Below are 26,261 nucleotides of genomic sequence, written 5' to 3'. Positions count from 1 at the left end.
AGCCGAGGAAGAGATGACCTCAGTTGCTACCGGATCGCGTTTCGAAACCGTGTTGCGCTGTCCCGCCGAGTTGCAGGAAGAAGAGGGATGGGCCTTCGTGGTCCTGCCCAAGGCCATCAGCGCTGTTTTCCCGCGCCGTGGCAGGACCAATGTGCAAGGGCTTATCGAGGGTCATCGATTCCAGGCCACGCTGGAGCCCGATGGCCGGTTGAGCCACTGGCTCAAGGTGCCGGCAACGCTGATGGAAGAAGCAGGAGTGACAATCGGGGACACGGTCACGCTCGACGTCGCACCCGCAGCCGCAGAGCTGGAACCTTCGATGCCGCCCGAATTGGGCGACATGCTCGCGGCCTCGCCCCGAGCGAAAGCGGTCTGGGACGCCACCACCACCGTCGCCCGCATCGACTGGGTGCACTGGATCGAATCGGCCAGGCAGGCCGCCACCCGCGCCAAGCGCGTGGCCGATGCGGGCGACATGCTTGCATCGGGCAAGAAGCGGGTCTGTTGTTTCGATCCATCGGGCTACTACAGCAAGAGCATGCGGCCGCCGCGCGAGGCGAAGTAAACCGGCGCCGGCGCCCGTTCGCGGCATCAGCCGAATGAGGCAGCGGCCAGTACCACCAATGCGCCATGTTGACCCTGGCGCCGGCGACTACGATTACCGGGCATCAAGACATCGCCGTCAGCGGAATCGTTGCGCGCAGCGCGTCCGGCCCGGCTGCCGGCAGTGGCCCGCCGTGGCCGATAGCGCACCGCATGCCGCCAGCCGTTCCACCATTTACAAGGACAAGAATCATGAAGACAATCATGCACCTCATCAGTGCCCTCCCCTTCCTCATCGCCGGCGCCCTGCCGGCCCTTGCGGCTCCGGCAGCGAACGTCAAGCCGACCGTCATCCTGGTGCATGGCGCGTTCGCCGATGCGACCAGCTGGAACGGCGTGGTCGCCAAGCTGCGCAGCGATGGCTATACCGTCATCGGCGCCGCCAATCCGCTGCGCAGTGTCAAAGGTGACGCCGCATTCCTGACCAGCATCGTCGAGAATGTGAACGGTCCCGTGGTCCTGGTGGGGCACTCGTACGGTGGCGCGGTGATCTCCGCCGCGGCGAACGGTCAGCCGAACGTGAAGAGTCTCGTCTATATCGCGGCTTTTGCGCCGGAAGAAGGCGAGACCGTCCTCGGGCTGTCCGGACGCTTCCCCGGAAGTACGCTCGGTGGGGCGCTGGCCAAGCCGGTGACGCTGGAACACGACGGCAAGGACTTGTATATACAGCAGGAAAAATTTCACCAGCAGTTCGCTGCCGACCTGCCGGTGGCGCAGGCGCAGCTGATGGCGGTCGCCCAGCGTCCGGTCACCGAAGCCGCGCTCAACGAAGCGGCCGGCGCGCCCGCCTGGAAGCAACTGCCATCGTATTTCCTCTATGGGACGCGCGACAAGAATATCCCGCCGGCGGCGCTGGGCTTCATGGCCGAGCGTGCGAAGTCGCGCAAGACCGTCAGGATCGAGGGCGCGTCGCATTCGGTGATGGCGTCACACCCCGATGCGGTGGTACGGATCATCGGCGAGGCGGCCGCCGCAAAGTAGAGGCCGGGGCGACGTGGCGCGGCCGGTCTTGCACCTCAGTCGAACTTGCTGAAATCCGGCTTGCGCTTTTCGAAGAAGGCGGTGAATGCTTCCTTCGCTTCTGGGCCGGTGAGCATGGCGCTGAAGCGTTCGTTTTCGACCGCGATCGTCTCTTTCACCAGCGTGCCGCGTGCGCGCTTCATCAGCGCCTTCGTCGTGCGGATCGACGCCGGGGGCAGCTTGGCCAGCTTGGCGGCCTGGCCCCGGGCGAAGAACAGCAGCTCGGCGGCCGGCAGCACACGGGCCACGATGCCCATCTCCAGCGCTTCCGGGGCCACGAACGGCTCGCCCAGCAGCAGCTTCTCGGCGGCGCGGGTGTAGCCGGCCGCTTGCGCCACCAGCAGCGACGAAGCGAATTCCGGGCACAGGCCGAGCTGGGTGAAGGGCATCGAGAAGCTGGCGTTGTCGGCCGCGTAGACCAGGTCGCAGTGCATCAGCAAGGTGGTGCCGATGCCGACCGCGGCGCCGGCGACGGCCGCCACCACCGGTTTGGTTGCGCCTTCCAGCGCGGTCATGAACTGGAAGACCGGCCGCTCGGGCGTCATCGCGCCTTCGCCGACGTTGTTCAGGAAGTCATCCAGGTCGTTCCCGGCGGTGAAGATCTCGGGCTGGCCGGTGATCAGGATGGCGCGCACCGCGGCGTCCTGCTCGGCGTCGCGCAGCGCGTCGGCCATGGCCTGGTACATCGCGCCGGTGATCGCGTTCTTGCGTTCGACACGGTTGAATTCGATGGTGAGGATGCCGTCGGCTTTGGTGAGGCGGATGGTCATTGCTGTCTCCCGATTTTTCTTGGGCTGGTTGGACGCGTGGGCGGGAGACCCGCCCACCCCACGTCACGCTCGCGGCATTGACGTCGGGTGCTTGGATTTCCCGCCCACGCTTGAAAAGCGGCGGCTGCGATGCCGCCATGTTCGCTTAGACGCGCTCGATGATGCCCGCGGCGCCCATGCCGGCGCCGACGCACATCGTCACCATGCCGTACTTGAGATTGTTACGGCGCAGCGCGTGCACGACGGTCGCGGCGCGGATCGCGCCGGTCGCGCCCAGCGGGTGGCCCAGGGCGATCGCGCCGCCCATCGGGTTGACCTTGCTGGTGTCCAGGCCCAGGTCGCGGATCACGGCCAGCGCCTGGGCGGCGAATGCTTCGTTCAGCTCGATCCAGTCGAGCTGGTCTTGCGTGATGCCGGCGGCGGCCAGCGCCGCAGGAATCGCCACCTTCGGGCCGATGCCCATGATTTCCGGCGGCACGCCGCGCACGGCGAACGACGAGAACTTGGCCAGCGGGGTCAGGTTGTGCTCCTTCAGGATCTTTTCGCTGACCACGATCAGCGCGCCGGCGCCGTCCGACATCTGCGACGAGGTCGCGGCGGTGACCGAACCCTTGGCCGCGAACACGGGTTTCAGCTTGGCCATGCCTTCGGCGGAAGCGTCGGCCCGCGGGCCTTCGTCGCTGTCCACGGTGCGGCGCTTGGTCTCGATCTCGCCGGTGGCCAGGTTCGGCGTGCGGGTGATGATCTCGACCGGCGTGATCTCGTCCTTGAAGTAACCGGCCTGCTGGGCGGCGATGGCGCGGCGGTGCGATTCCAGGCCGAAGGCGTCCTGGTCTTCGCGCGACACCTTCCACTGGTTGGCGACCTTCTCGGCGGTCAGGCCCATGCCGTAGGCCAGGCCCACGTTCTCGTCCTTGAACACGTCCATATTGATCGACGGGTGGTGGCCCATCATCGGCACCATCGACATCGATTCGACGCCGCCGGCGATCATGACGTCGGCTTCGCCCACGCGGATGCGGTCGGCCGCCATCGCCAGCGCGGTGATGCCGGATGCGCAGTAGCGGTTGACGGTGACGCCGCCCACGGTGTTCGGCAGGCCGGCCAGCACCACGGCGTTACGCGCCACGTTGAAGCCCTGCTCGGCCTCGGGGAACGAGCAGCCGACGATGGCGTCGACGATCAGGGCCGGGTCCAGGTTCGGCACGGCGGCCATGGCGCCGCGGATCGCGTGCACCAGCAGGTCGTCGGGGCGGGTCTTGTTGAACATGCCGCGCGGCGCCTTGCCGATCGGGGTACGGGTCGCTGCGACGATGTATGCGTCTTGAAGTTGTTTGCTCATGTCAGTAATCCTGTCTTGTCCGCGACTTAGTTACGCACCGGCTTACCGGTCTGCATCATGCCCATGATCCGTTCCTGGGTCTTCGGATTGTTCAGCAGCGCCACGAAGGCCTTGCGTTCCAGGTCGAGGATCCACTGCTCGCTCACCACGCTGCCCTGGTCGATATCGCCGCCCGTCACGATCTCGGCGATGGTGTCGCCCAGGTGGTAGTCATAGGCCGAGATGAAGCCGCCGTCGCGCATATTGACCATCTGGCCGCGGATCGTGGCCCAGCCGTAGCGGCCGGTGACCGGGAAGGTGCGGCGTGCCGGAGCGCGGTAGCCGGCGTCGAACATGGCGCGCGCGGTGGTCTTCGCCACGTGCAGCAGTTCGTACGCGTTGAAGACGATGACATCGTCTTCTTTCAGGTAGCCCATGGCCTTCGCTTCGAGCGCCGACTTCGACACTTGCGCGGTGGCCGCATTCATGAAGCCGTTCTTGAGGAACTGCAGGATGTCGTTGCCCTTGGCTTCATTGGCCGCGCGCAGCGCCGCTTCTTTCAGGCCGCCGCCGGCCGGCACCAGGCCGACGCCCACTTCGACCAGGCCGATATACGACTCGATCGACGCCACGCGCTTGCTGGCGTGCAGCGCCAGCTCGCAGCCGCCGCCCAGCGCCAGGCCGGCAACCGCCGCCACCACCGGGATGTTCGAATACTTCATCGCCATGAAGGTGTCCTGCAGCTCGCGCACGATCGGCTCCATCGCCTTCGCGCCGCCGGCCATGAAGGCCGGCAGGGCCGATTGCAGGTCGGCGCCGGCCGAGAACGCGCCGCCTTCGGCCGCGTCGGTGTTCCAGATCACGATGCCCTTGAAGCCTTGCTCGGCTTCTTTCAAGGCGCGCTGGATACCCTTGATGACGCCATCGCCGATGACGTGCATCTTGGTCTTGAGCGAGATGACCAGGATCTCGTCGTCCGAATGCCACAGGCGCACGGAGTCGTCTTCGAACACGGTGGTGCCGAAGGTTTTTGCATCCGTCGCGGTCGAGCCGATCACCGGCGCGCGGAATTGCTGGCGCTGGTACACCGGCAGGTCGGACACCGGCACATACGCGTTCCTGGTGACCGAGTACGAACCTTCAGGGGCATGCACGCCCTTCTCGGCGACCGGACCCTCGAACACCCAGGCCGGCAGCGGCGCATCGGTCAGCGCCTTGCCGGCGTCGATGTCTTCCTTGACCCACTGCGCGATCTGGGTCCAGCCGGCCGCTTGCCAGGTCTCGAACGGACCGACGCTCCAGCCGAAGCCCCAGCGCATCGCGAAGTCGATGTCGCGCGCGTTGTCGGCGATGGTGTCGAGGTGGAAGGCGATGTAGTGGAAGGCGTCGCGGAAGATCGCCCACAGGAATTGCGCCTGCGGGTTGGTCGAATCGCGCATGGCCTTGAATTTCTTGACCGGGTCTTTTTCTTTCAGGATGCGGCCGACGATGTCGGCGGCCTTCGCGCCGCCGGCGACGTATTCACCGGTGGCGAAGTCCAGGCGCTGGATCTCCTTGCCGACCTTCTTGTAGAAACCGGCGCCGGTCTTCTGGCCCAGTGCGCCCTTCTCGATCAGCCTGGCCAGGATGTCAGGGGTCTTGTAGACGCTGAAGAATGGGTCGTCCTTCAGGTTGTCCTGCATGGTCTTGATCACGTGGCCCATCGTGTCCAGGCCGACCACGTCCGCGGTGCGGAAGGTGCCCGACTTGGCGCGGCCGAGTTTTGCGCCGGTCAGGTCGTCGACCACGTCCACCGACAAGCCGAATTTCTCGGCTTCGACGATGGTCGCCAGCATGCCGAAGATGCCGACGCGGTTGGCGATGAAGTTCGGCGTGTCCTTGGCGCGCACGACGCCCTTGCCCAGGGTCGAGGTCAGGAAGGTCTCGAGCTGGTCGAGGATCTCCGGACGGGTGCCGGTGGTCGGGATCAGTTCCACCAGGTGCATGTAGCGCGGTGGATTGAAGAAGTGCACGCCGCAGAAGCGCGCCTTCAGTTCGCTGTCGAAGCCTTCGGCCAGCTTGTTGATCGACAGGCCCGAGGTGTTCGAGGCGAAGATCGCATGCGGCGCGATATGCGGGGCGACCTTGGCGTACAGGTCGTGTTTCCAGTCCATGCGCTCGGCGATGGCTTCGATGATCAGGTCGCAGCCGGCCAGCACGTCGAGGTTGTCCTCGTAGTTGGCCACTTCGATCAGGGCCGCGTCGTCCTTGTTGCCCAGCGGGGCCGGCGACAGTTTCTTCAGGTTCTCGATGGCGCGCAGCACGATGCCGTTCTTTGGACCTTCCTTTGCAGGCAGATCAAACAGCACGACCGGCACCTTGGCGTTCACGCAGTGCGCGGCGATCTGCGCACCCATCACGCCGGCGCCCAGCACGGCGACTTTCTTGACGATGAAATTGGACATGTGTATTCCTTATTCCTTGGTTGGCTCGCCGTTCCCGCGTAGGGGGAACCCAGGTTCGTGAGCGCAGTGGCTGCTCCGACCTGGATCCCCGCCTTCGCGGGGATGACGGCGGTTTCTATCAGCGTGACAGGTGATTAGAACAGTTCGGCGTCCAGCGCCGTCAGGTTCGCGGCGCCCGAACGTGCCTGGCGGATCAGCATCGCGGTTTCTGGATACAGGCGCGCGAAATAGAAGCGGATGGTCGCCAGCTTCGATTCATAGAACTTGTCGCCCGAGTCCAGCTTGGCCAGCGCGATCTTGGCCTGTTGCGCGAACAGGTAGCTGTAGACCAGGTGGCCGGCCACGCGCAGATAAGGCACGGCGGCGGCGCCGACTTCGTCCGGATTCTGGAAGGCCTTCATGCCGATTTCCATCGTCAGCTTGGTGACCTTGTCGCCCAGTTCGCCCAGCGGAGTCACGAACTCGGACAGCGATTCATCCAGGCCGTTGTCTTCCACGAACGACTTGATCTTCTCGCCGAACTTGCGCAGTTTGGCGCCGTTGTCCATCAGGATCTTGCGGCCCAACAGATCCAGCGACTGGATGGTGTTGGTGCCTTCATAGATCATGTTGATGCGGGCGTCGCGCACATATTGCTCCATGCCCCATTCGGCGATGTAGCCATGGCCGCCGTACACCTGCATTGCTTCCGAGGTCGCGATCCAGCCGTTGTCCGTGATGAAGGCCTTGATGATCGGGGTCAGGAGGGCCACTTCGTCGGCCGCTTCCTTGCGCACGTCTTCGTCAGGGTGGCTCAGTTCACGGTCGATCTGCAGCGCGACATACGACGAGAACGCACGCGCGCCTTCGGCGTACGCCTTGGCCGTCAGCAGCATGCGGCGCACGTCCGGGTGCACGATGATCGGGTCGGCAGGTTTGTCCGGCGCCTTCGGGCCCGACAGGCTGCGCATCTGGATGCGGTCCTTGGCATAGGCCAGCGCGTTCTGGTACGCAACTTCGGTCAGGCCCAGCGACTGCATGCCCACGCCCAGGCGCGCGGCGTTCATGAACACGAACATCGCCTGCAGGCCCTTGTGCGGCTGGCCGATCAGGGTGCCGCGTGCATTGTCCAGGTTCATCTGGCAGGTCGAATTGCCGTGGATGCCCATTTTTTCTTCGATGGCGCCGCAGGCGATGCCATTGCGTTCGCCCAGCGAACCGTCGTCGTTCGGCAGGAATTTCGGCACCAGGAACAGCGAGATGCCCTTCGAGCCTTCAGGGGCGTCCGGCAGGCGCGCCAGCACCAGGTGGACGATGTTTTCGGACATATCGTGTTCGCCGGCCGAGATGAAGATCTTGGAGCCGGTGATCAGGTAGGTGCCGTCGGCCTGCGGTTCGGCCTTCGAGCGCAAGAGGCCCAGATCGGTGCCGCAGTGCGCTTCAGTCAGGCACATGGTGCCGGTCCACTCGCCCGAGACCAGTTTCGGCAGGTACAGGCGTTTCTGATCGTCGGTGCCGTGCTCGAGCAGGCACTCGTAGGCGCCGTGCGACAGGCCCGGGTACATCGACCAGGCCTGGTTCGACGAATTGAGCATCTCGTAGAACGAGTTGTTCAGCGAGATCGGCAGGCCCTGGCCGCCGTACTCGGGGTCGCAGGCCAGCGCCGCCCAGCCGCCTTCGACGTACTGCTTATAGGCTTCCTTGAAGCCCTTCGGGGTGGTGACGGTCTTGTCCGCCGCGTTGAAATGGCAGCCTTCGCGGTCGCCCGAGTGGTTCAGCGGGAACAGCACCTCTTGCGTGAACTTCGCACCTTCTTCGAGCACCTGGTTGATGATGTCGGCATCGATCTCCGAGTACTTCGGCAGATTCTTGAATTCTTCGGTGACGTTGAGGAATTCGTGCAGAACGAACTGCATATCCCGGATTGGCGCGACGTACTGACCCATGGTTTTCTCCTGAACGAAGGTAAAGATGTTGGACGTGGCAGGCGGCCTTATGCCGCCTGGTGGTCTTGCGGTTGTTGGGGATTGCGGTAATTCTCGATCAGGCGCTCGAAGGCGGCCCGCGCGCGCTCGACCGCGCCTGGATTGCGCAGGAAGCGGGCATCGTGGTGCAGGGCCAGGATCAGGCCGTGCATCTCGAACACCAGCTGGGCGGCATCCACGTCAGGCCGCAGGTGGCCGATCTCGACCGCCTGCTGCACGCTGCGCAGCAAGGCTTCCTGCCAGGCGCGCACCATCGACACCAGCTGCTCGCGGATCGGACCTTCGCGGTCGTCATACTCGACCGCGCCGCTGATATAGATGCAGCCGGACGCGATCTCGACCGACACGCGCTTGACCCAGCGGGTATACATCGCCACCAGACGCGGCAGGCCGCGCGTTTCCTTGATGCTGGGGTAAAAGACCTCATGCTCGAAGCGGTGGTGGTAGAGCTTGACCACCTCGAGCTGCAAGTCTTCGCGCGAGCCGAAGTGGGCGAACACGCCCGATTTGCTCATGCTCATCCGGTCGGCCAGCAGGCCGATGGTCAGGCCTTCGAGGCCGTTGCGGCTGGCGAGCTCGAGCGCGATATCGAGGATCGCGGCCCGCGTCTGCTCACCCTTGCGCATGAATTTTGCTGAAGTACTGATGGCTTCCCCTGAATCGAAAAAAATCCGAACGCTCGTACTATTATCTATCAGCCGAGGAATGTCAAACGGGAACTTAGAGGTGACGTTCTATTGATGCATGACAACGATCGGTGCCTGGAGAAGGCACCGCGGAGCGCTTCCGGCAGGCCACCGTGGGTAGCGGTTGGAAGTTTGTTGTTTCAGCTATAAAGGTACAGTATTTTTCGGGATCGGGATATCCCGTTGACGGGGTGCATCTGAAGCCCGTCATTCCTCATTGACGCGCTCCATTGCCCGCCGGTCGCGCTTGGTCGGCCGGCCCTTGATGTCCATGCTCGGCTCCGGGTACAGGCGGCGCGCCGTCTTGTCGTTTTCGCGCCGCGCGATGCTTTCATCGGTCTCGAAATAAAGGGTGCGCGCCACCGGCGCCGGGCCGCGCGAACCCGAGATCGCGGCTACGATCACTTCCCAGCGATCCGATCCGTTGTCGATCATGATCCTGTCGTTCATCTTGACGGCGCGCGCCGGCTTGACCGGCTCGCCGCCGATCCTCACCCGGCCACGGTCCACCGCGTCCTGGGCCAGCGAGCGGGTCTTGAAAAAGCGCGCCGCCCACAGCCATTTGTCGATTCTTACATTGTCGCTGTCCATTACCCAACCCTTCATGAAACGGGACTTGCCCGCGCTTGACCCATGTATGGTGGCAGCAGCGATTATTCAAGAGGAATAACAACATGCCATGCATGACCAAATAGTTGAAAAAATCCGGCCCGGCTGCGTTCAGGGAGCGTGGCGCGACATGCGCTGCCTCTCCTTTAACCCATCAACGGAACAACCAGCAGCCCATGGCCACCTATATCAGCACCAAGAACGTCGTCGCCGGAGAAAAAGACGGCTACGTCGACTTCATCCTCACCCTCGATGCGCCCTCGCAAGAACAGGTCAGCGTTCGCTACGGCACGAATTCCATGTCGGCCAGTTCCGGCTCGTCGAACGACTATATCCATGCCAGCGGCAGCGTGGTGTTCGCGCCCAGCGTGACCAGCCAGACAGTGCGCGTTTCGCTCGTCGACGACCTGGCCGGCGAAACGCCGGAAAGCTTCGAACTCACGCTGTGGGACGCCACCAACGCGGTGATCGCCACGCCGAACGCCACCGCCACGATCGTCGACAACGATACCATCGGTGATGGCGCCAACCCGGCCGCCCTGTCGGTGCGCGACGTCGTCGTCGACGCCAGCGCCGGCACCGCCACCTTTGCCGTGGTACTGGACAAGGCGGTGGGCGGCAGCTTCAGCGTGGGCTACCAGACCGCCAATGGCAATGCCCTGGCCGGCAGCGACTACGTCGCGGCCAGCGGCTCTCTGGCGTTTGCCGCGGGCGACACCGTCAAGCACGTGACGGTCGCCCTGCCACGCGCAGACGCGGCCGCGCCGGATGAAATCTTCAAGCTGGTGCTGGGCGCGGTTTCCGGAGGGGCGAGCGGGTCGGTCGTGGTCGCCGACGGCGTCGGCCAGGCGCTGATCGGCGCGCATGGCCAGACGCCCAAGGCCCTGCCGGCGCTGTGCGTGAGCAATCCGCACGTCGGCGAAAGCGAAGGATATGTCGACTTCGTGGTCAGCCTCGATGCGCCGTCGGAACGCGAAGTCAGCGTGTACTTCGGCACCGATTCCCTGACCGCTTTCTCGGGCAGCTCGCAAGACTACATCCATGCCAGCGGCATCCTTGTATTTGCCCCCGGCACCACTACCCAGACCGTGCGCGTCGCGCTGCCGAACGACCTGGCCGTCGAATCGCTCGAGACCTTCGGCCTGGTGCTGTCGAACGTGCAGAACGCCGTGCTCGCCAAATCCCACGGCATCGCCACGATCGTCGACAACGACCGCATCGCCGACGCCGCCAGGCCGGCCAGCCTGTCGGTGCGCGACGTCGTCGTCGACGCCGGCGCCGGCACCGCCACCTTCGCCGTGGTGCTGGACAAGGCGGTCGGACGCAGCTTCAGCGTCGGCTACGCGACCGCTGACGGCAACGCCAGCGCCGGCAGCGACTACCTCGCCGCCAGCGGCAGCCTGACCTTCGGGGCGGGCGAGACCGTCAAGAACGTGACGATCGTGCTGCCGCGCGACGGCGCGGCCGAGCCGGACGAGATGTTCAGCCTGGTATTGGGCGCGCTGTCCGGCCCGGCCGGCAACATGGTCACGGTTGCCGACGGCATCGGCCAGGCGACGATCGGCGCGCATGGCCAGACCGCCAAGGCAATGCCCGCGATTAACGTGAGCAACCCGGTCGTGGGCGAAAGCGCGGGCTACGTCGACTTTGTCGTCAGCCTCGATGCGCCCTCGGAAACCGAGGTCAGCGTGTACTATGGCACCGATTCCGCGACCGCCTACTCGGGCAGCTCGCAGGACTACCTCCATGCCAGCGGCACGCTGGTGTTCGCTCCCGGCACCACCACCCAGACGGTGCGCGTAGCGCTCCCCGACGACCTGGCGGCGGAGCCGCTGCAAAACTTTTCGCTGCTCCTGTCGAACGCCCGCAATGGCGTCATCGCCAACGCCCACGGCACTGCCACCATCGTCGACAACGACAGCATCGCCGACCGCGCCAATCCGGCCGGCCTGTCGGTGCGCGACGTGGTGGTCGACGCCAGCGCCGGCAGCGCCACCTTCGCCGTCGTGCTCGACAAGGCGGCCAGCGCCAACTTCAGCGTTGCCTACGGCACGGCGAACGGCAGCGCCCACGCCGGCAGCGACTACCTGGCCGCGGCCGGCGTGCTGACCTTCGGCGCCGGTGAAACCGCCAAGAACGTGACCGTCGCGCTGCAGCACGAAGGCGCCGCCGAAGCGCTCGAGAGCTTCAGCCTCGTACTCGGCGCGCTGTCCGGCGCCGGCGCCACATCGGTCGCGGTCGCCCGCAGCAGCGGCCAGGCGACGATCGGCGCGCATGGGCCGGCCGCCGGCGGCCAGCCGGTCATCAACGTCGACAATGTCATCGTCGGCGAAAAGGATGGGTATGCGCAGTTCGTGGTCAGCCTGGACGCCGCCTCGTCGTCGCAAGTCGCGGTGCGCTACAGCACCGATTCGGGCACCGCTTTTTCCGGCAGCTCGAACGACTATATCCATACTTCCGGCACCCTGGTGTTCGCGCCCGGCGTGACGACCCAGACCGTGCGCGTGGCCATCGTCGCCGACACTGTCGGCGAAGCGCGCGAAAGCTTCTCGCTGCGCCTGAGTAACGCCGACAACGCGACCATCGGCAAGACCAGCGCCAGCGCGACCATCGTCGACGCCAGCTCGGTCCACCACGTGAAGGGCGGCGCCGGCATCGATACCGTCAATTACGCCGGCAACCACGATGCCTATACGATCGCCCGCACTGCCGACGGCGTCACGGTCAGCCAGAAGAACGGCGTGGGCGGCACCGACCTGTTGAGCGGTATCGAGCGCATCGACTTCGGCGACCTGAACCTCGCGCTGGACATCGACGGCATCGGGGGCCAGGCCTACCGCATCTACCAGGCCGCCTTCAACCGCGCGCCGGACTCGAACGGACTGGGCTTCTGGATCGACGTCATGGACCGTGGCCTCTCGCTGACCGAGGTCGCCGCCGGCTTCATGCAGTCCGATGAGTTCATCAAGGCCTACGGCGCCAATCCGAGCAACCATGAGCTGGTCTCGCAGATCTACCTGAACGTGCTGCACCGCCCGGCGGAAGCGGGAGGCCTGGAATACTGGACCAGTGCGCTGGACCGCGGCGTGGTGTCGGCCGCTCAGGCGCTGGGCATGATCAGCGAAAGCCCCGAGAACCAGGCCGCGCTGGCCCCGGTGATCGGCGAAGGCTTCACCTATACGCCGTACGGCTGACCGGCGCCGGCCGCGCGCGCAAACTTGCGCGCGCGGCCGCTTCGCTGGATCAGGTGTAGCCGAAGGTGACCACCCGCATCACCAGCTTGTACACCATATAGGCCATGCCATAGGTGGCGCGGCGCAGCCAACCGGTACCGGCGAACTCCTGCGGGCAGACTTCCTTGCCGTCGGCGATGCCGCGCTCGATATGTTCACGCATGGTGGCGGCGAACACCGGGTCGCTCACCACTACGTTGGCTTCCTGGTTCAGGAACAGCGACAGGCCGTCGCAATTGCTGGAGCCGACCGTGGCCCAGTCATCGTCGACCACCGCCACCTTCGCATGCAGCTGGGTCTTGCGGTACTCCACCACACGGATGCCGTCGGCCAGCAGCTTGGGATAGAAGGAATGCGCGACCGCGTCCTGGATCCTGAACTCCCCCACTCCGATCAGCAAGGTCACCTGCACGCCGCGCCGCGCCGCATGCGCCAGCGCCTTGCGGAACTTGCGGCCCGGCGCGAAATACGGGGTCGCCAGCAGCACGCTGTGGCGCGCGTGTCCCAGCGCATGCAAATATGCTTTCTGGATCGTGCTGCGGTTGCGCAGGTTGTCGCGCACCACGAAGGCGGCCCGCGCCGGGCTGTCGCACGAGGGAATCGGCTGCTTGCGCATCTCGCGGAACAGCTGGAAGCGCTTGCGCAGCTTCAGGCGCCCGGACCTGGTCCACTGGACTTGCGCCTCGTGGTGGATCTGGGCTACCAGCGGGCCCCGCACGCGCACCGTGAAATCCCAGCGCGGGGCCGGCAGGCGGTGGCCGTCGGCGTGGTCGCACAGCCAGTCGTCGTTGACGTTGATACCGCCGACGAAGGCGACGGCGCGGTCGATCACGGCGATCTTGCGGTGCGAGCGGGCGATGCCGCGCCGGCACCAGGGATTGAACACGCGGTACTGGGCACCGGCCTCGAGCAGGATCTGCCCGAGCCGGCCGCAGCAGCGCTGACCGGTGCCGAACCAGTCGACCAGCACCCTCACCTTCACCCCGCGCCGCGCTGCGCGCGCCAGGGCGTCGCGCACGACGGCGCCGGTCTCGTCCTCGGCGAAGATATAGGTCTCGAACAGCACCTCGTGCTGGGCTGCATCGAGCGCCTTGATCAGGGCAGGAAAGAAAGCAGTGCCGCTCTGGAGCAGCGTGACGTCGTTGTTGTCGACAAAGGTCAGACTGCGCATGGCCCTTGAGTGAGCTCGAGCTCGGCCACGATCGGCGCGTGATCGGACAGCTTCGCCCACAATGGGCCATGCATCACCGTGGCGTGGTTGACCTTGAAGCCACGCACATAGATGCGGTCGAGGCGGAACCACGGCAGCATCGCCGGGAAGGTGCGCGCAGGCGCCAGGCGCGGCTGGCGGCCGGCCCAGCTGCGCACCATATCGCCCATCGGCGAACGCGGACCCAGTTCGTCGAACACTTCCTTGACGCCCAGCGCGTTGCGCAGCTTGTCGCTGAGCGTATTACGCCAGTCGTTGAAGTCGCCGGCGATGATCACCGGCTCGCCATTCGGCGCCGACGCGTTGACGGCTTCGATCAGCGAGGCGGTCTGGCGGCCACGGCTGCCTTCGAACAGGCCGAGGTGGACCACGTAGCAGTGCACCCGGCATTCGGGTGCGCCCAGGATGCAGTGCAGGATCCCGCGCTGCTCGTAGGCGTGGTCGGAAACGTCGTGGTTGTGCGAATTCTCGATCGGCCAGCAACTCAGCAACGCATTGCCGTGGTGACCGTGGTCATACACGGCGTTCATTCCATAGGCCGTGTGATGGGCGTCGGGCGCGAAGTAGTCGTACTGGGCGGTTTCGGGCCAGTGGCGATGGCCGCGGTCTTCCTTGCCATAACGTGCCTGGAAACGGTCATGCCGCCCCTGGACCTCTTGCAGGAAGACGACGTTGGCGTCGAATTCAGCGATGGCTTTCTTGAGGGCGATCACGCGTGGCGTGCTGCGCAATGAAGAGACGCCCTTATGAATATTGTAGGTGGCAACACGAATTTTCATAGGAACATTCTACCCGGATCGGACCACCGTTCTCGTGAAACGGGCCCAATCGTGCGCTCCGGGCGTGGTGGCACCGGGCGCCGGGCGCGGCGGTTGGCGTGAAGCCGTCGCGCTTTACTGAACTGCCGACATTCAGGCAATGGCAAGCGACGTGTCATACACCGCTTCATGCCCCGACACGATCATGCGGCGGGGTCGACGCTCTTGTGTCGCCTGTTTCTCCTGGCGCGGCGCCAGCGGACCGCTGAGGCGCAGGCCGTCGAACAAGTCGATATGGATGCAGTCGACCCCTAGGGTGATTGCCTTAACTTTCTTGTCGTTATTCAGTTCGAGGTTATCCATTTTATCTCCCAGAATCATCCACTTAAAAGTTGCACGTCAAAAATTCACCATGGGTGAACCGTTGACCTTAATCGACGCATTTACACCTGTCAAACGTGGAAAATTGCGTGTTACATGCTTTCTAAAAAATATAATTTAGTTGCTGAATTAACATCCCAACTGTATTCAAATGTATTTTCATAGGAGAGAATGCATTTGAGCGAACGCATATGCGTGGCTACGCACAGACGGATTCATAAAAAAAGTACCTACGTACTTTTGTTAAAAAACGTCATTTTATTGCGCAAACATGCCACATTTCAATGCTGATTTTCGGCAAATAACCTGCTTTGAGGAAATTTTATTTTCCTTGGGGACGATTCAGGCTAGTCGGCGGGGGAGCTGGAGGATGGCCTCGGCGTTCGACGACGAGAAGCAGCGGTCGGCCGCTTCGAGCAAGGGCAGCCAGGCATGGCGCAGGTGTTCGCGCGGGCTGAGAAGGATGGGAATGTCGCGCGGCACGCAGACCGAGAACACGTGCTCGGTATTGTGGGTCACGCCGGGAGCGTAGCGGTGCCGCCAGACGGGGTAGATTTCATAGATGTTGGCGAGCTGCCAGTCGCGCAGGCGGATATGCTCGCCATCGGCGATGATGCCGGTCTCCTCGAACAGCTCACGCGCGGCGGTCAGCGCCAGGGGCTCGTCGAGCGTGTCGAGCGAGCCGGTGACCGACTGCCAGAATCCCGGACGGTCGGCGCGTTCGAGCACCAGCACTTCCATGGCGCACGTGTGGATCACGACCAGGACCGATTCGGGGATCTTGTGGGGCTTCATGGGTCGGCATGGCGAGGGAACGGGCCATCCACGCGCCGGTCGGCGCGTGGACGGCGCAGCCGTCCAGTCTACGCCTCGTGCGTCGTCAGGCCACCTTCGGCTCGTTACGCAGACGGATATGCAGCTCTTTCAGCTGTTTTTCGTCGACTTCCGACGGCGCATTGGTCAACAGGCACTGCGCACGCTGGGTTTTCGGGAAGGCGATCACGTCGCGGATCGACTCCGAGCCGGTCATCAGGGTGATCAGGCGATCCAGGCCGAAGGCCAGGCCGCCGTGCGGCGGGGCGCCGTACTGCAGCGCGTCGAGCAGGAAGCCGAACTTGAGCTGCGCTTCCTCGGCATCGATCTTCAGCGCGCGGAACACCTTGCTCTGCACTTCTTCGCGATGGATACGGATCGAGCCGCCGCCCAGTTCCCAGCCGTTCAAGACCATGTCGTAGGCCTTGGCGATGCAGGCGCCCGGGTTCGACTCGAGCATGTCCTCATGGCCGTCCTTCGGCGCGGTGAACGGGTGGTGGGTCGCGGTCCAGCGGTCGCTGTCTTCGTCGTATTCGAACATCGGGAAGTCGATCACCCACAGCGGCGACCAGACGTCGTCGAACAGGCCGGCCTTCTTGCCGAATTCCGAGTGGCCGATCTTGACGCGCAGCGCGCCGATGGCGTCGTTGACGACCTTGGCCTTGTCGGCGCCGAAGAAGATCAGGTCGCCGTCTTGCGCGCCGGTCAGTTCCAGGATCTGGGCCAGCACGTCGTCCGAGATGTTCTTGACGATCGGCGACTGCAGGCCTTCGCGGCCTTTCGCCTTCTCGTTGACCTTGATGTAGGCCAGGCCCTTGGCGCCGTAGATCGCGACGAACTGGGTGTAGGCGTCGATTTCCGAACGCGGCATCGAACCACCCTGCGGCACGCGCATGCCGACCACGCGGCCGTTCGGCAGGTTGGCGGCGCTGTTGAACACCTTGAACTCGACCGACTTCATCAGCTCGGTCAGTTCGGTGAACTCGAGCTTGACGCGCATGTCCGGCTTATCGGAACCGTACTTGCCCATGGCGGTGGCGAAGTCCATCACCGGGAACGGGTTCGGCAGGTCGACGCCGGCGGTGTTCTTGAACACGACGCGCATCATTTCCTCGAACAGGTCGCGGATCTCTTGCTCGGTCAGGAACGAGGTCTCGCAGTCGATCTGGGTGAATTCAGGCTGGCGGTCGGCGCGCAGGTCTTCGTCGCGGAAGCACTTGGTGATCTGGTAGTAGCGGTCGAAGTTGGCGACCATCAGCAGCTGCTTGAACAGCTGCGGCGACTGCGGCAGCGCGAAGAAGTTTCCGGCGTTGACGCGCGACGGCACCAGGTAGTCGCGCGCGCCTTCCGGGGTCGATTTGGTCAGCATCGGGGTTTCGATGTCGATGAAGCCGAGGTTGTCCAGGTACTTGCGCACTTCCATCGAGACCTTGTAGCGCAGCTTCAGGTTGTGCTGCATCTGGGCGCGGCGCAGGTCCAGCACGCGGTGCGTCAGGCGGGTGGTTTCCGACAGGTTGTCGTCGTCCAGCTGGAACGGCACCGGCACCGAAGCGTTCAGCACTTCGACTTCGCTGGCGTTGATCTCGATCTTGCCCGACTTCAGGTTGGCGTTGGCCGTGCCTTCCAGGCGGTTGGTGACGGTACCGACGATGCGCAGGCAGTACTCGTTGCGCACGTGCTCGGCGGCCTTGAAGACGGCGGCGTTGTCCGGATGGCAGACCACCTGCACCAGGCCTTCGCGGTCGCGCAGGTCGATGAAGATCACCCCGCCGTGGTCACGGCGGCGGTGCACCCAGCCGCACAGGCTGACGGTTTGGCCCAGCAGTTCCTCGGTCACGAGGCCGCAGTAGTTGGTACGCATGGTGGACATAGTTTTCGTTCCAGGTTGGTTGATTTGCTCGCGCCGCCATCATTGGCGGCCGCTATTCTTTCGTTCTTTGATTCGGTATTACTTGATCGCCGCGGCCGGCGCGCTCACCGGCACATTGGCCGGCGCGACCACGCCCATCGAGACGATGTACTTCAGGGCCGCATCGACCGTCATGTCCAGCTCTTTCACGCGGCTGCGCTCCATCATCAGGAAGAAGCCGGAGGTCGGGTTCGGGGTGGTCGGCACATAGACGCTCACGAAGTCGCCGCCCAGGTGCGCCGCCACTTCGCCGCCCGGCACGCCGGTAAGGAAGGCGATGGTGTACGAGTCGGCATGCGGATACGGGACCAGCACGGCCTGGCGGAAGGCATTGCCCGACGGCGAGAACAGCGTGTCCGACACCTGCTTGACACTGCCGTACAGCGAGCTGACCACCGGCACGCGCTTGAGCAGGCGCTCGCCCAGGCGCACGATGTAGTTGCCGACCAGGTTGTTGGTCAGGAGGCCGGTCAGGAACACGATGGCGAGCGTCAGCACCGCGCCGAAGCCCGGCACGTCCATGCCGAACATGCTGCGCGGCTGCCAGGCATCCGGCACGAACAGCAGCGACTGGTCGAGCGTGCTGATGATCAGGTTCAGGACCCAGGCCGTGATGACCAGGGGCACCAGGACCAGCAGGCCGGTGATGAAATATTTGCGCATCGGATTCCCGTTGTTCTTGTTGGCGCGCGGCGTCCTGGCCGCGCCTGGATCAGGCGCCGCTCTTGTCGCCGCCGCCGCTGCTCGGCGTGGCGGGGGCTGCCGGCGCGGCCGCGGCCGCCGGGGCACTGCCCTCGGTCGACGCCGCCGGCGCGGCCGGGGCTGCACCATTGCCATTGCCGGCGGTGCCGGTCGCGGGCGGCGTCCCGCCGCGGAAATCGGTCACGTACCAGCCGGTGCCCTTGAGCTGGAAGCCGGCAGCGGTCACTTGTTTCTTGAAGGACGGCTTGGCGCAGGACGGGCAGACGGTCAGAACCGGATCCGATATTTTTTGCAGTACATCTTTGGTAAAACCGCATTCTTCGCAGCGGTAAGCGTAAATCGGCATGCTGAGTGCTCCGCAAAAATCTTCAAAACCCTGAATTATAAAGCTTTTACACGGGGATTTGCCGTTTGCGGCCTACCTCGGCCGGGACAGAGGCGGCGCATGGCCGCGCGCACACGTTTCGATGTTGTTTTTCACCATCGTCAACAAGTGTTTCGTTTGCTCAAGCATGGCGTAGATGTTTTAATACGGCCTGCTTTACAGGATATTGGTAGCAGGAAAACCCTGCTATTTGCCGCAAAGAAGAAACAGAAGACTGTGCGATGTTCGCATCAGCGCCGGTCCGTACAAGAACACTAGCTTGCCAAGCCCGCTCACGCGGGCTTTTTCTTTGATGGTGTTACAACAGGTACAGCGCGACCAGCCCCACCCCGAACCCCGCCGCCATGCAGGTCAGGAACGCCAGCATGCGATTGGTCCGCCGCTGCTCCAGCAGCAACATCGCCAGCATGTCGCCATTGCCCACATGCGGGTTCGTCAACTGCCCCTTCGATTCGCGCTCCAGCACCTGGTGCACCAGGCGCGGCAGTTGCGGGAAGATCTGGGCGTAGCGCGGCGCCTCGGCGCGCAGGCGCTCGGCCAGGCCTTTCCAGCCGACCTGCTCCGTCATCCAGCGCTCCAGGTAAGGCTTGGCGGTCTTCCACAGGTCGAGATCGGGATCGAGCTGGCGCCCCAGCCCTTCGATATTGAGCAGGGTCTTTTGCAGCAGTACGAGCTGCGGTTGCACCTCGACATTGAAGCGGCGCGAGGTCTGGAACAGCCGCAGCAGCACCTGGCCGAACGAGATGTCCTTCAATGGCCGGTCGAAGATCGGTTCGCAGCAGGCGCGCACCGCCGCCTCCAGTTCATCGACGCGCGTGGTCGAAGGCGCCCAACCCGATTCGATGTGGGCCTCGGCCACGCGCTTGTAGTCGCGGCGGAAGAAGGCCAGGAAGTTCTGCGACAGGTAATCCTTGTCGAAATCGTTCAGGGTGCCGACGATGCCGAAGTCCAGCGCGATATAGCGGCCCAGCGTCTCCGGCGCGGTCGAGACCATGATGTTGCCCGGGTGCATGTCGGCGTGAAAGAAGCCGTCGCGGAAGACTTGCGTGAAGAAGATCTCCACGCCATCGCTCGACAGCTTCTTGAGGTCGACGCCCGCCGCGGCCAGGCGGTCGATCTGCGAGATCGGGATGCCGTGCATGCGTTCCATCACGATCACGCTGCTTGAACAATAGTCCCAGTACATCTCTGGCACCATCAGCAGGTCGGAACCGGCAAAGTTGCGGCGCAGCTGGCTGGCGTTGGCCGCCTCGCGCATCAGGTCCAGCTCGTCGTGCAGGTATTTGTCGAACTCGGCCACGACTTCACGTGGCTTCAGGCGCCGCGCTTCTCCCCACACGCGCTCGATCAGGTTGGCCGCCATGCGCATCAGCGCCATGTCCTCGTCGATCAGCTTCTTCATGCCAGGACGCAGCACCTTGACTGCGACCTCCTTGCCGTCCTTCAGCTGGGCGAAGTGCACCTGGGCGATCGAGGCCGAGGCCACCGGCTCACGGTCGAACCAGGCAAACAATTCATCGGGATGGGCACCCAGCGAACGCGTGATCTGGGCCACGGCCAGGTCAGAGCCGAACGGCGGCACGCGGTCTTGCAGCAGCGCCAGTTCGTCGGCGATATCCGGCGGCACCAGGTCGCGCCGGGTCGACAGCACCTGGCCGAACTTCACGAAGATCGGGCCCAGCTCCTCGAGCGCCTGACGCAGGCGGATCGCACGCGGCGAGGTGATCGTGCGCCAGAAGAAGAAAGTGTTCATCAGGCGCGCGGTGCGCGGTGCATTGATGCTGGTGACGGCGATTTCGTCCAGGCCGTACCTGGTGAAGACGGTGAGGATGCGCAGCAGGCGCAGGAATTTCAATATCATCGACGATCCGGATGGTGGTCTGCGCGGGCAAGAATGATGGTGGAAGGTCGCGCGGCGTCGCGCTGGGCCAGTTGCTGTTCGAGGCGCGCAATGCGCTTGGCGGTGCGCTCCACGTCGTCGCGCAGGCGCACCACGTCGGTAGCGAAGGCTTCGCGCTGCGCGGGCCGCACCAGCACCGGCCGCTCCTCGGCCAGAAACTCGGCCAGGTTCTCGGCCAGGCGCCGTCCGGCCCCGGTCGCGCCGTCGGCGGCGCGGCGCGCGGTCTTGACCAGGCGATGGGCGCCCAGCGGCCCCACCACCCGTTCGAGATCGTGCTCGGCGTCCCAGCGCAAGCCATTGGCCAGTTGCGAGATCACGTTGGCGAACTCGGCGTCCCCTTCGATCTTCACATATGACAGCGCACGGCGACGGTCCTGGGCAATCAGTGGCAGGTCGGCCGGCTTCACGCGGATCGTGACCCCCGGCGCGGCGTCGCCCTTGCCGGCTTCGAGCAGGCCGTCGCGCGCGACGTGCAGGTGCAATTGGGCGAGCCCGGCGTCGATGCAGGCGTCCTTGCCGGCGTGGCGCGCAAGCAGGACCCTGGCCCAGGCTTCCTGGGCCAGCAAATGGTTGATCACGGCGACGGCGGGCAGCGTGAAGGCGTGCTGTGGCGACAGTGACGAAAGACTAGGCAACATGAAGAAGGAGACCCTTAAAAAACAAAACCGCCCGGGTTGATTCGGGCGGTTTTGATCTTACCAGTTTGCCGGGCGCAAACCCGGCGACACGGAATGTTTATCGAAAAATAATTCCGCCAACCGCGTCAGTGCGTTTGCTGGATACCGGCCAGCACCCAGCCGCCCGCGCCCGACAGCGGCTTCGACATATTCCAGACTTCGACGAACGGCTCTGGCAGCGCGTCCTTGGCGCTGCGGATCATGGCGTTGAACTGCACGCTCGCCAGGTAGTCGGTGGCGGTCTTCTCGATGCCCAGCAGCTGGGCGTCGATATTGACCACGTCGGTGTAGTCGGCCACGCCGCCGCGCTCCTGGATCTGCATCTTCAGTTCGGCGAAGACTTCGGGCGCGGTGAATTCGCGCAGGTCGTCGGTGTCGCCGCGGTCCCAGGCAGCCTGCATGCGGATGAAGGACGATTTCGCGTGGCGCAGGAAGCTTTCGCTGTCGAAGTCGCTCGGCACGCCCCATTGCTGGTAGCCAGCCGCGGCCGCGCCGCCGGCACCGGCTGCGGCGCCTTTATCGAGGCCTACATTGCCCTGGAAAGCGGCTGGCTGATTGCGCAGGCCAGAGCCGATTTCAGGCGTGGCGCTGGCACCGGCTGCCTGCGGCTTGAAGCCGCCACCGAAGCCGCCCGCGGTCGCCGCCGACGGATTGGCCGGCGTATCCTTGCGGCGCACCATGCGCACGATGAACATGATGACCAGGCCGATCAGCGCGACCATCAGGATGGTCGAGATGATGCTGGCCAGGGCGCCGCCGATGCCCAGGTGCGACAGCAGCGCGCCCAGTCCCAGGCCCAGCAGTGCGCCGCCCAGGATGTTGCGCATCATGCTCGGTTTCTTGGCGGCGGCGGCCGCGCCCGCGGCGCCGGCGGTCGCGCCGGCCGCGGCGGGAGCTGCCGAATTCGGGGTCTGGCGCTGCATGCTCTGCGCCGGCGCCGGGGCCGGGCCCTGCTGCTGCACCGACTGCGATTGCCGTCCGAAGGAGCGCTTGCCGCCCATTGGCCGGGCGAAGGCGTCCGCCACCATCGCGAACGTGGTGACCGCCAACATCGTCGTGACCAGGAATTTTTTCATCGTCTCCGTCCTTCTGTTAAAACTACAGTTTAATACCGGTGTGCAATGCGGCCACACCCGCCGTCAGGTTGAAATACTGGACCCGCTCCAGTCCCACGTCTTCCATCATCCCCTTCAGGGTGTCCTGGTCGGGATGCATACGGATCGATTCGGCCAGGTAGCGATAGCTGTCGGCGTCGCCGGCGATTTTCTGGCCCAGCCACGGCAGCACCGAGAACGAATACACGTCATACGGCTTTTGCAGCGGCGCGATCACTTTCGAAAATTCCAGCACCAGCAGCTTGCCGCCCGGCTTGAGCACCCGGCGCATCTCGGCCAGGGCCTGGTCTTTATGGGTCATATTGCGCAGCCCGAACGCGACGCTGACCCGGTCGAAATAGTTATCGGGGAACGGCAGCTTTTCTGCGTCACACAACATGGTTGGGGTGACAAGTCCCTTATTCAAGAGACGATCGCGTCCCACCCGCAGCATCGATTCGTTGATGTCGGTGAGCCAGACCTCGCCGGTCTTGCCCGCCTGCTTCGCGAAGGCCTTGGCCAGGTCGCCGGTGCCGCCGGCGATGTCGAGCACCTTGAAACCGGGACGTACGCCGGCCTGGGCGATCGTAAACAGCTTCCAGGCGCGGTGCAGGCCGGCCGACATCAGGTCGTTCATGACGTCGTACTTCGCGGCGACCGAGTGAAAAACCTTGGCGACTTCCTGGACCTTCTGGTCCTCGGCGACTGTCTTATAGCCGAAGTGAGTGGTATTGGTCATATGTGCAAGCGGGTTAGGGTTGGCACATTATACAAGCACGTTGCCGGCAGGCCGTACGGCGGCGACTCCGCTGCATCGCTCTGCCAGGACAAGCTTTGTTGAAAAGAATTGAATCCGAACCGCTGTTGGATGCGAACAACGTAAAGAACACGAATAGGCTGCTCAACAGCGATGCATCTCGCATGGCCCACTTCCCCACCGCGGTCGTCCCCGGTAAGATTAATAACAGGCAGCTAACAAATTACAGCAGTATCGTTAGAAAAGTGCAAACAAAACATTCATATATGAACATGTCATTAGACTTCTATTAATGTTTGCGCGCCATGAAAATTGCATCTGCGGTTTAATGGAACACTCCTTTTTTAGTAGCAGGCTGCAGAGCAGGATCGGCTGATGCAGAGATGAGTCATGCCAGCGCGCACCGAGACTCACAACAATGAAGCTGGCATAACCAGTTAGAACGAGGGCAACGGTGTCTGTTAAACGTCTTTTATGCATTTCGAATGAAGGCAGCGCACACGTCCGTGCCGGCTGCGGCGATCTGCCGGGCTGGGATGTGTGCGTGGTCCACAACCTGGCCGAGGCGAGCAAGGTCTTGTCACAACAGCATTACGGCGTCGGCCTGCTGCTCGACCGCAGCGACGGCGCCGACGATGCCAGGATCGAGCGTTTCCTGCGCCAGCACCACCAGACACGCTGGGTCGGCGTGTTCGATGCGGCGCGGCTCGACCAGTCGGCCCTGCGCGAACTGATCTCGGCCCATCTGTTCGATTTCCATACCCGCCCGGTCGATACACTGCGCCTGCAGCATTCGGTGGGCCACGCCCATGGCATGGCGACCCTCGCCAAGGCCTCGCCGCAACAGCGAAGGGTTGCGCAGCAGGCCAGCCTGATCGACGGCGTTTCGAGTGCCATCGTGCGGCTGCGTGCCCACATCGACAAGATTGCCGCGGTCGACGCACCGGTGCTGGTCTGCGGCGAGAGCGGCAGCGGCAAGGAACTCGCCGCCCAGGAAGTCCATCGGCGCTCACAGCGCGCCAGCGGCCCATTCATTGCCATCAATTGCGCAGCAGTGGCGCCGGCACTGATCCACTCCGAGCTGTTCGGCCATGAACGCGGCGCATTTACGGGCGCTACCCGCGACAAGCAGGGCCTGCTCGAAGCAGCCTCGGGCGGCAGCATCTTCCTCGACGAGATCGGCGACCTGCCGCTCGACCTGCAGGCCAGCCTGCTGCGCTTCCTGCAAGAGCGCGTGATCTACCGCGTCGGCGGCACCCGCACCATTGCCGTCGATGCACGCGTGATCACGGCCACCCACGTCAACCTGCCCCAGGCAGTCGCCGAGGGGCGCTTCCGTGAAGACCTGTACTACCGGCTCAGCGTATTCCCGGTCAAGGTGCCGCCGCTGCGCGAGCGCAAGGAAGACCTGCCGCTGCTGACCGATCTCATCTTCAACAAATATGCCGAGGAACGCAGCCCGCAACTGAAGGGGGTCAGCCGCGAAGCATTGCACGCCATGGCGCGCTACCACTGGCCGGGCAATGTGCGTGAACTGATCAACCGGGTGCGACGCGCCATGGTGCTGGCCGAACATCGCCTGATCATGCCGGAAGACCTCGACCTTCCCAACGCCGGACCGATCTGCGCGGTCAAGGAAGGCCTCGGCAATTCGCGCCTGAGCGCCGAGCGCGTCGCCATCGGCGAGAGCCTGGCACGCAGCGGCAACAACATTAGCCAGGCTGCGCGCGAACTCGGTGTCTCACGCATGACGCTGTATCGCCTGATGGCCAAGCACGCGATATCCTCGTAGGCCGTCTTCCCAGGAACGCGTCATCGCCTTCCTACACTTCCTCTTCTATAAGACCATTTCAACAGCCTGTGGCGCGGTTGCTTTAATGCAGCACGCGCACAGGTTGCTGTCATTCTGCGCGCGCCTGGTTTCGCTCACAATTTGATACAGTTTTTGGACACTCTCGGGTCAGGTGTAACAAGGATGAGACACATTCAAAGCAAGCTGTTGTCGGCATTCATTGTCTCTTTAGTGAGGGACGGAACCCATCAAAATTGTCCTACAAAATCAACCACTTAATTTACCCCTATCGGCTGGCACGACAAATGCTAAAGCAGAAGTGGACCGAGCGTCATGCGACCTCGGGAATCTCAACTTGGTATCAATAGGGGAGCAACAAATGAAGCGCACTATCCTGGCAACCGCAATCGCCCTGTCGTTCACGATGGCGCATGCACAACAATCGAATACCGCTGGCGATTCCGGCGGCGACAACAGTCAGACTTCGACCTCGACGATCACGACCGACAATTCGGACAGCAGCGACAACAGCCAGGTTACCAACGACAGCTCCGGCCAGGCCAACAGCAGCGGCACCGCCGATGCTTCCGCCGCCGGCGCCGCAGCGTCGAACACCGGCGCGGCGACTTCATCGGTTGCCAACTCCTTCAACACTTCGAGCGCGAATGCCACCAGCACCCTCAATGGCACCGTCAGCAACAATTCGATCGGCCAGATCGGCAACATCGCGACCAACACCGGCAGCGCGGCAGGCGCGACCGGCTCCGGAGCCATGGGCGGCACCGGTAATGGCGGCGACGCCACGGGCACTGGCGCAATGGGCGGCGCGGCAACCGGCGGCAGTGGCTCGAGCGGCGGCTACGGCGGTGGCGCCACCGGCGGCGCGTCGACGGTTGGCGATGCATCGGTCGGCAACAGCGCCGGCGGTGCCGGTGGCAGCGGCGGCGCGGCACGGGACGCAACCAGCGGCAGCGGCGGCTACGGCGGTAACGGTGCGTCGGGCGGTTACGCCGGCCGCGCGACCGGCACCGGCGGCATGGGCTCGGCCGGCGGCTCGGGCGGCTATGCGGCCGGCGGCAACGGTGCGGCCGGCGGCGCTGCAAATGGTGGCGCAGGCGCCTCGGGTGGCATGGCCAACGGCGGCTCGGGCGCCGGCGGCGGCGATGCAACCGGCGGCACCGGTGGCGGCACCGGTTCGCTGAGCGGCGGCAATGGCGGCGGCAACGGTGGCCT

At 64.3% G+C, this 26,261-nt stretch carries 21 protein-coding genes and 1 pseudogene; 5 read left to right on the top strand and 17 right to left on the bottom strand.

From position 1 onward, the window contains the following. The first annotated feature begins 13 nt into the window (after positions 1–13). Positions 14–565 carry a YdeI/OmpD-associated family protein gene (locus AC56KW_RS19965; protein ID WP_497172415.1) on the top strand — a complete coding sequence of 184 codons (552 nt, stop codon included), beginning with the start codon at positions 14–16 and terminating at the stop codon, positions 563–565. Positions 566–795: 230 nt separating this feature from the next. Next, a complete protein-coding gene (locus tag AC56KW_RS19960) occupies positions 796–1,584 on the top strand; it encodes an alpha/beta fold hydrolase (protein WP_497172414.1) in 789 nt (262 codons plus the stop codon). A 35-nt stretch (positions 1,585–1,619) separates the two neighbouring features. On the opposite strand, the gene AC56KW_RS19955 is transcribed toward AC56KW_RS19960, so the two are convergent. The 6 genes from AC56KW_RS19955 to AC56KW_RS19930 all read right to left on the bottom strand — a co-directional run bounded on the left by AC56KW_RS19955 (position 1,620) and on the right by AC56KW_RS19930 (position 9,399). Next, positions 1,620–2,393 (bottom strand): enoyl-CoA hydratase, encoded by a 774-nt coding sequence (locus AC56KW_RS19955; RefSeq protein ID WP_497172413.1) that lies wholly within the window; start codon positions 2,391–2,393, stop codon positions 1,620–1,622. Between the two features lie 145 nt (positions 2,394–2,538). After that, on the bottom strand, positions 2,539–3,735 hold the full coding sequence (locus tag AC56KW_RS19950; protein ID WP_497172412.1) for an acetyl-CoA C-acyltransferase: 1,197 nt from the start codon (positions 3,733–3,735) through the stop codon (positions 2,539–2,541). Between the two features lie 26 nt (positions 3,736–3,761). Continuing rightward, the gene (locus tag AC56KW_RS19945; RefSeq protein ID WP_497172411.1) at positions 3,762–6,158 is read right to left on the bottom strand and encodes a 3-hydroxyacyl-CoA dehydrogenase/enoyl-CoA hydratase family protein; all 2,397 of its coding nucleotides are present in this window, start codon (positions 6,156–6,158) and stop codon (positions 3,762–3,764) included. A 134-nt stretch (positions 6,159–6,292) separates the two neighbouring features. Further along, positions 6,293–8,083 (bottom strand): acyl-CoA dehydrogenase C-terminal domain-containing protein, encoded by a 1,791-nt coding sequence (locus tag AC56KW_RS19940; RefSeq protein ID WP_497172410.1) that lies wholly within the window; start codon positions 8,081–8,083, stop codon positions 6,293–6,295. Between the two features lie 47 nt (positions 8,084–8,130). Next, positions 8,131–8,748, bottom strand: a complete 618-nt coding sequence (locus AC56KW_RS19935; protein ID WP_497172409.1) for a TetR/AcrR family transcriptional regulator — start codon at positions 8,746–8,748, stop codon at positions 8,131–8,133. Positions 8,749–9,015: 267 nt separating this feature from the next. Continuing rightward, the gene (locus tag AC56KW_RS19930) at positions 9,016–9,399 is read right to left on the bottom strand and encodes an RNA-binding S4 domain-containing protein (RefSeq protein WP_497172408.1); all 384 of its coding nucleotides are present in this window, start codon (positions 9,397–9,399) and stop codon (positions 9,016–9,018) included. Positions 9,400–9,593: 194 nt separating this feature from the next. Here AC56KW_RS19930 and AC56KW_RS19925 point away from each other — a divergent pair, with 194 nt between their 5' ends. Beyond that, complete coding sequence (locus AC56KW_RS19925; RefSeq protein WP_497172407.1) at positions 9,594–12,611, top strand: Calx-beta domain-containing protein; 3,018 nt, start codon at positions 9,594–9,596, stop codon at positions 12,609–12,611. Between the two features lie 49 nt (positions 12,612–12,660). Here AC56KW_RS19925 and clsB read toward each other — a convergent pair whose 3' ends face one another. From clsB to ubiE, 11 genes are all read right to left on the bottom strand, one after another. Next, the gene (gene clsB, locus AC56KW_RS19920; protein ID WP_497172406.1) at positions 12,661–13,821 is read right to left on the bottom strand and encodes a cardiolipin synthase ClsB; all 1,161 of its coding nucleotides are present in this window, start codon (positions 13,819–13,821) and stop codon (positions 12,661–12,663) included. Continuing rightward, positions 13,809–14,639: an endonuclease/exonuclease/phosphatase family protein gene (locus AC56KW_RS19915; protein WP_497172405.1), complete on the bottom strand. Its 831-nt coding sequence runs from the start codon at positions 14,637–14,639 to the stop codon at positions 13,809–13,811. The genes clsB and AC56KW_RS19915 overlap by 13 nt, the downstream gene beginning before the upstream one ends. A 132-nt stretch (positions 14,640–14,771) precedes the next feature. Further along, positions 14,772–14,981 (bottom strand): hypothetical protein, encoded by a 210-nt coding sequence (locus AC56KW_RS19910; RefSeq protein WP_497172404.1) that lies wholly within the window; start codon positions 14,979–14,981, stop codon positions 14,772–14,774. A 360-nt stretch (positions 14,982–15,341) separates the two neighbouring features. Next, positions 15,342–15,794, bottom strand: a complete 453-nt coding sequence (gene nudB, locus AC56KW_RS19905; protein ID WP_497172403.1) for a dihydroneopterin triphosphate diphosphatase — start codon at positions 15,792–15,794, stop codon at positions 15,342–15,344. An 85-nt stretch (positions 15,795–15,879) separates the two neighbouring features. Next, the gene (gene aspS / locus AC56KW_RS19900; protein ID WP_497172402.1) at positions 15,880–17,682 is read right to left on the bottom strand and encodes an aspartate--tRNA ligase; all 1,803 of its coding nucleotides are present in this window, start codon (positions 17,680–17,682) and stop codon (positions 15,880–15,882) included. Positions 17,683–17,760: 78 nt separating this feature from the next. Beyond that, entirely contained in the window at positions 17,761–18,384 is a 624-nt protein-coding gene (locus AC56KW_RS19895) for a DUF502 domain-containing protein (protein WP_497172401.1), read from the bottom strand. Positions 18,385–18,433: 49 nt separating this feature from the next. Beyond that, positions 18,434–18,769, bottom strand: coding sequence for an FmdB family zinc ribbon protein (locus tag AC56KW_RS19890; RefSeq protein WP_497172400.1), 336 nt, complete (start codon positions 18,767–18,769; stop codon positions 18,434–18,436). Positions 18,770–19,106: 337 nt separating this feature from the next. Continuing rightward, complete coding sequence (gene ubiB, locus AC56KW_RS19885; RefSeq protein WP_497172399.1) at positions 19,107–20,669, bottom strand: ubiquinone biosynthesis regulatory protein kinase UbiB; 1,563 nt, start codon at positions 20,667–20,669, stop codon at positions 19,107–19,109. Then, positions 20,666–21,346, bottom strand: a complete 681-nt coding sequence (locus AC56KW_RS19880; protein ID WP_497172398.1) for a ubiquinone biosynthesis accessory factor UbiJ — start codon at positions 21,344–21,346, stop codon at positions 20,666–20,668. Before AC56KW_RS19880 ends, ubiB begins: the two co-directional genes overlap by 4 nt. 125 nt (positions 21,347–21,471) lie before the next feature. Continuing rightward, complete coding sequence (locus AC56KW_RS19875) at positions 21,472–22,461, bottom strand: Tim44 domain-containing protein (protein WP_497172397.1); 990 nt, start codon at positions 22,459–22,461, stop codon at positions 21,472–21,474. A 22-nt stretch (positions 22,462–22,483) separates the two neighbouring features. Next, entirely contained in the window at positions 22,484–23,218 is a 735-nt protein-coding gene (gene ubiE, locus AC56KW_RS19870; RefSeq protein ID WP_497172396.1) for a bifunctional demethylmenaquinone methyltransferase/2-methoxy-6-polyprenyl-1,4-benzoquinol methylase UbiE, read from the bottom strand. A gap of 472 nt (positions 23,219–23,690) precedes the next feature. Between ubiE and AC56KW_RS19865 the strand changes: the two genes are divergently transcribed. Together AC56KW_RS19865 and AC56KW_RS19860 are read left to right on the top strand one after the other, a co-directional pair. Then, positions 23,691–25,028 carry a sigma-54 dependent transcriptional regulator gene (locus AC56KW_RS19865; RefSeq protein ID WP_497172395.1) on the top strand — a complete coding sequence of 446 codons (1,338 nt, stop codon included), beginning with the start codon at positions 23,691–23,693 and terminating at the stop codon, positions 25,026–25,028. A gap of 379 nt (positions 25,029–25,407) precedes the next feature. Next, positions 25,408–26,261 (top strand): annotated as a pseudogene (locus tag AC56KW_RS19860) (hypothetical protein); the annotation flags it as partial.

This window comes from Telluria sp. RT2P19 (assembly GCF_059685725.1).
The sequence above is the reverse complement of the archived record's forward strand: the minus strand, read 5'-3'. Positions and strand labels throughout refer to the sequence as shown.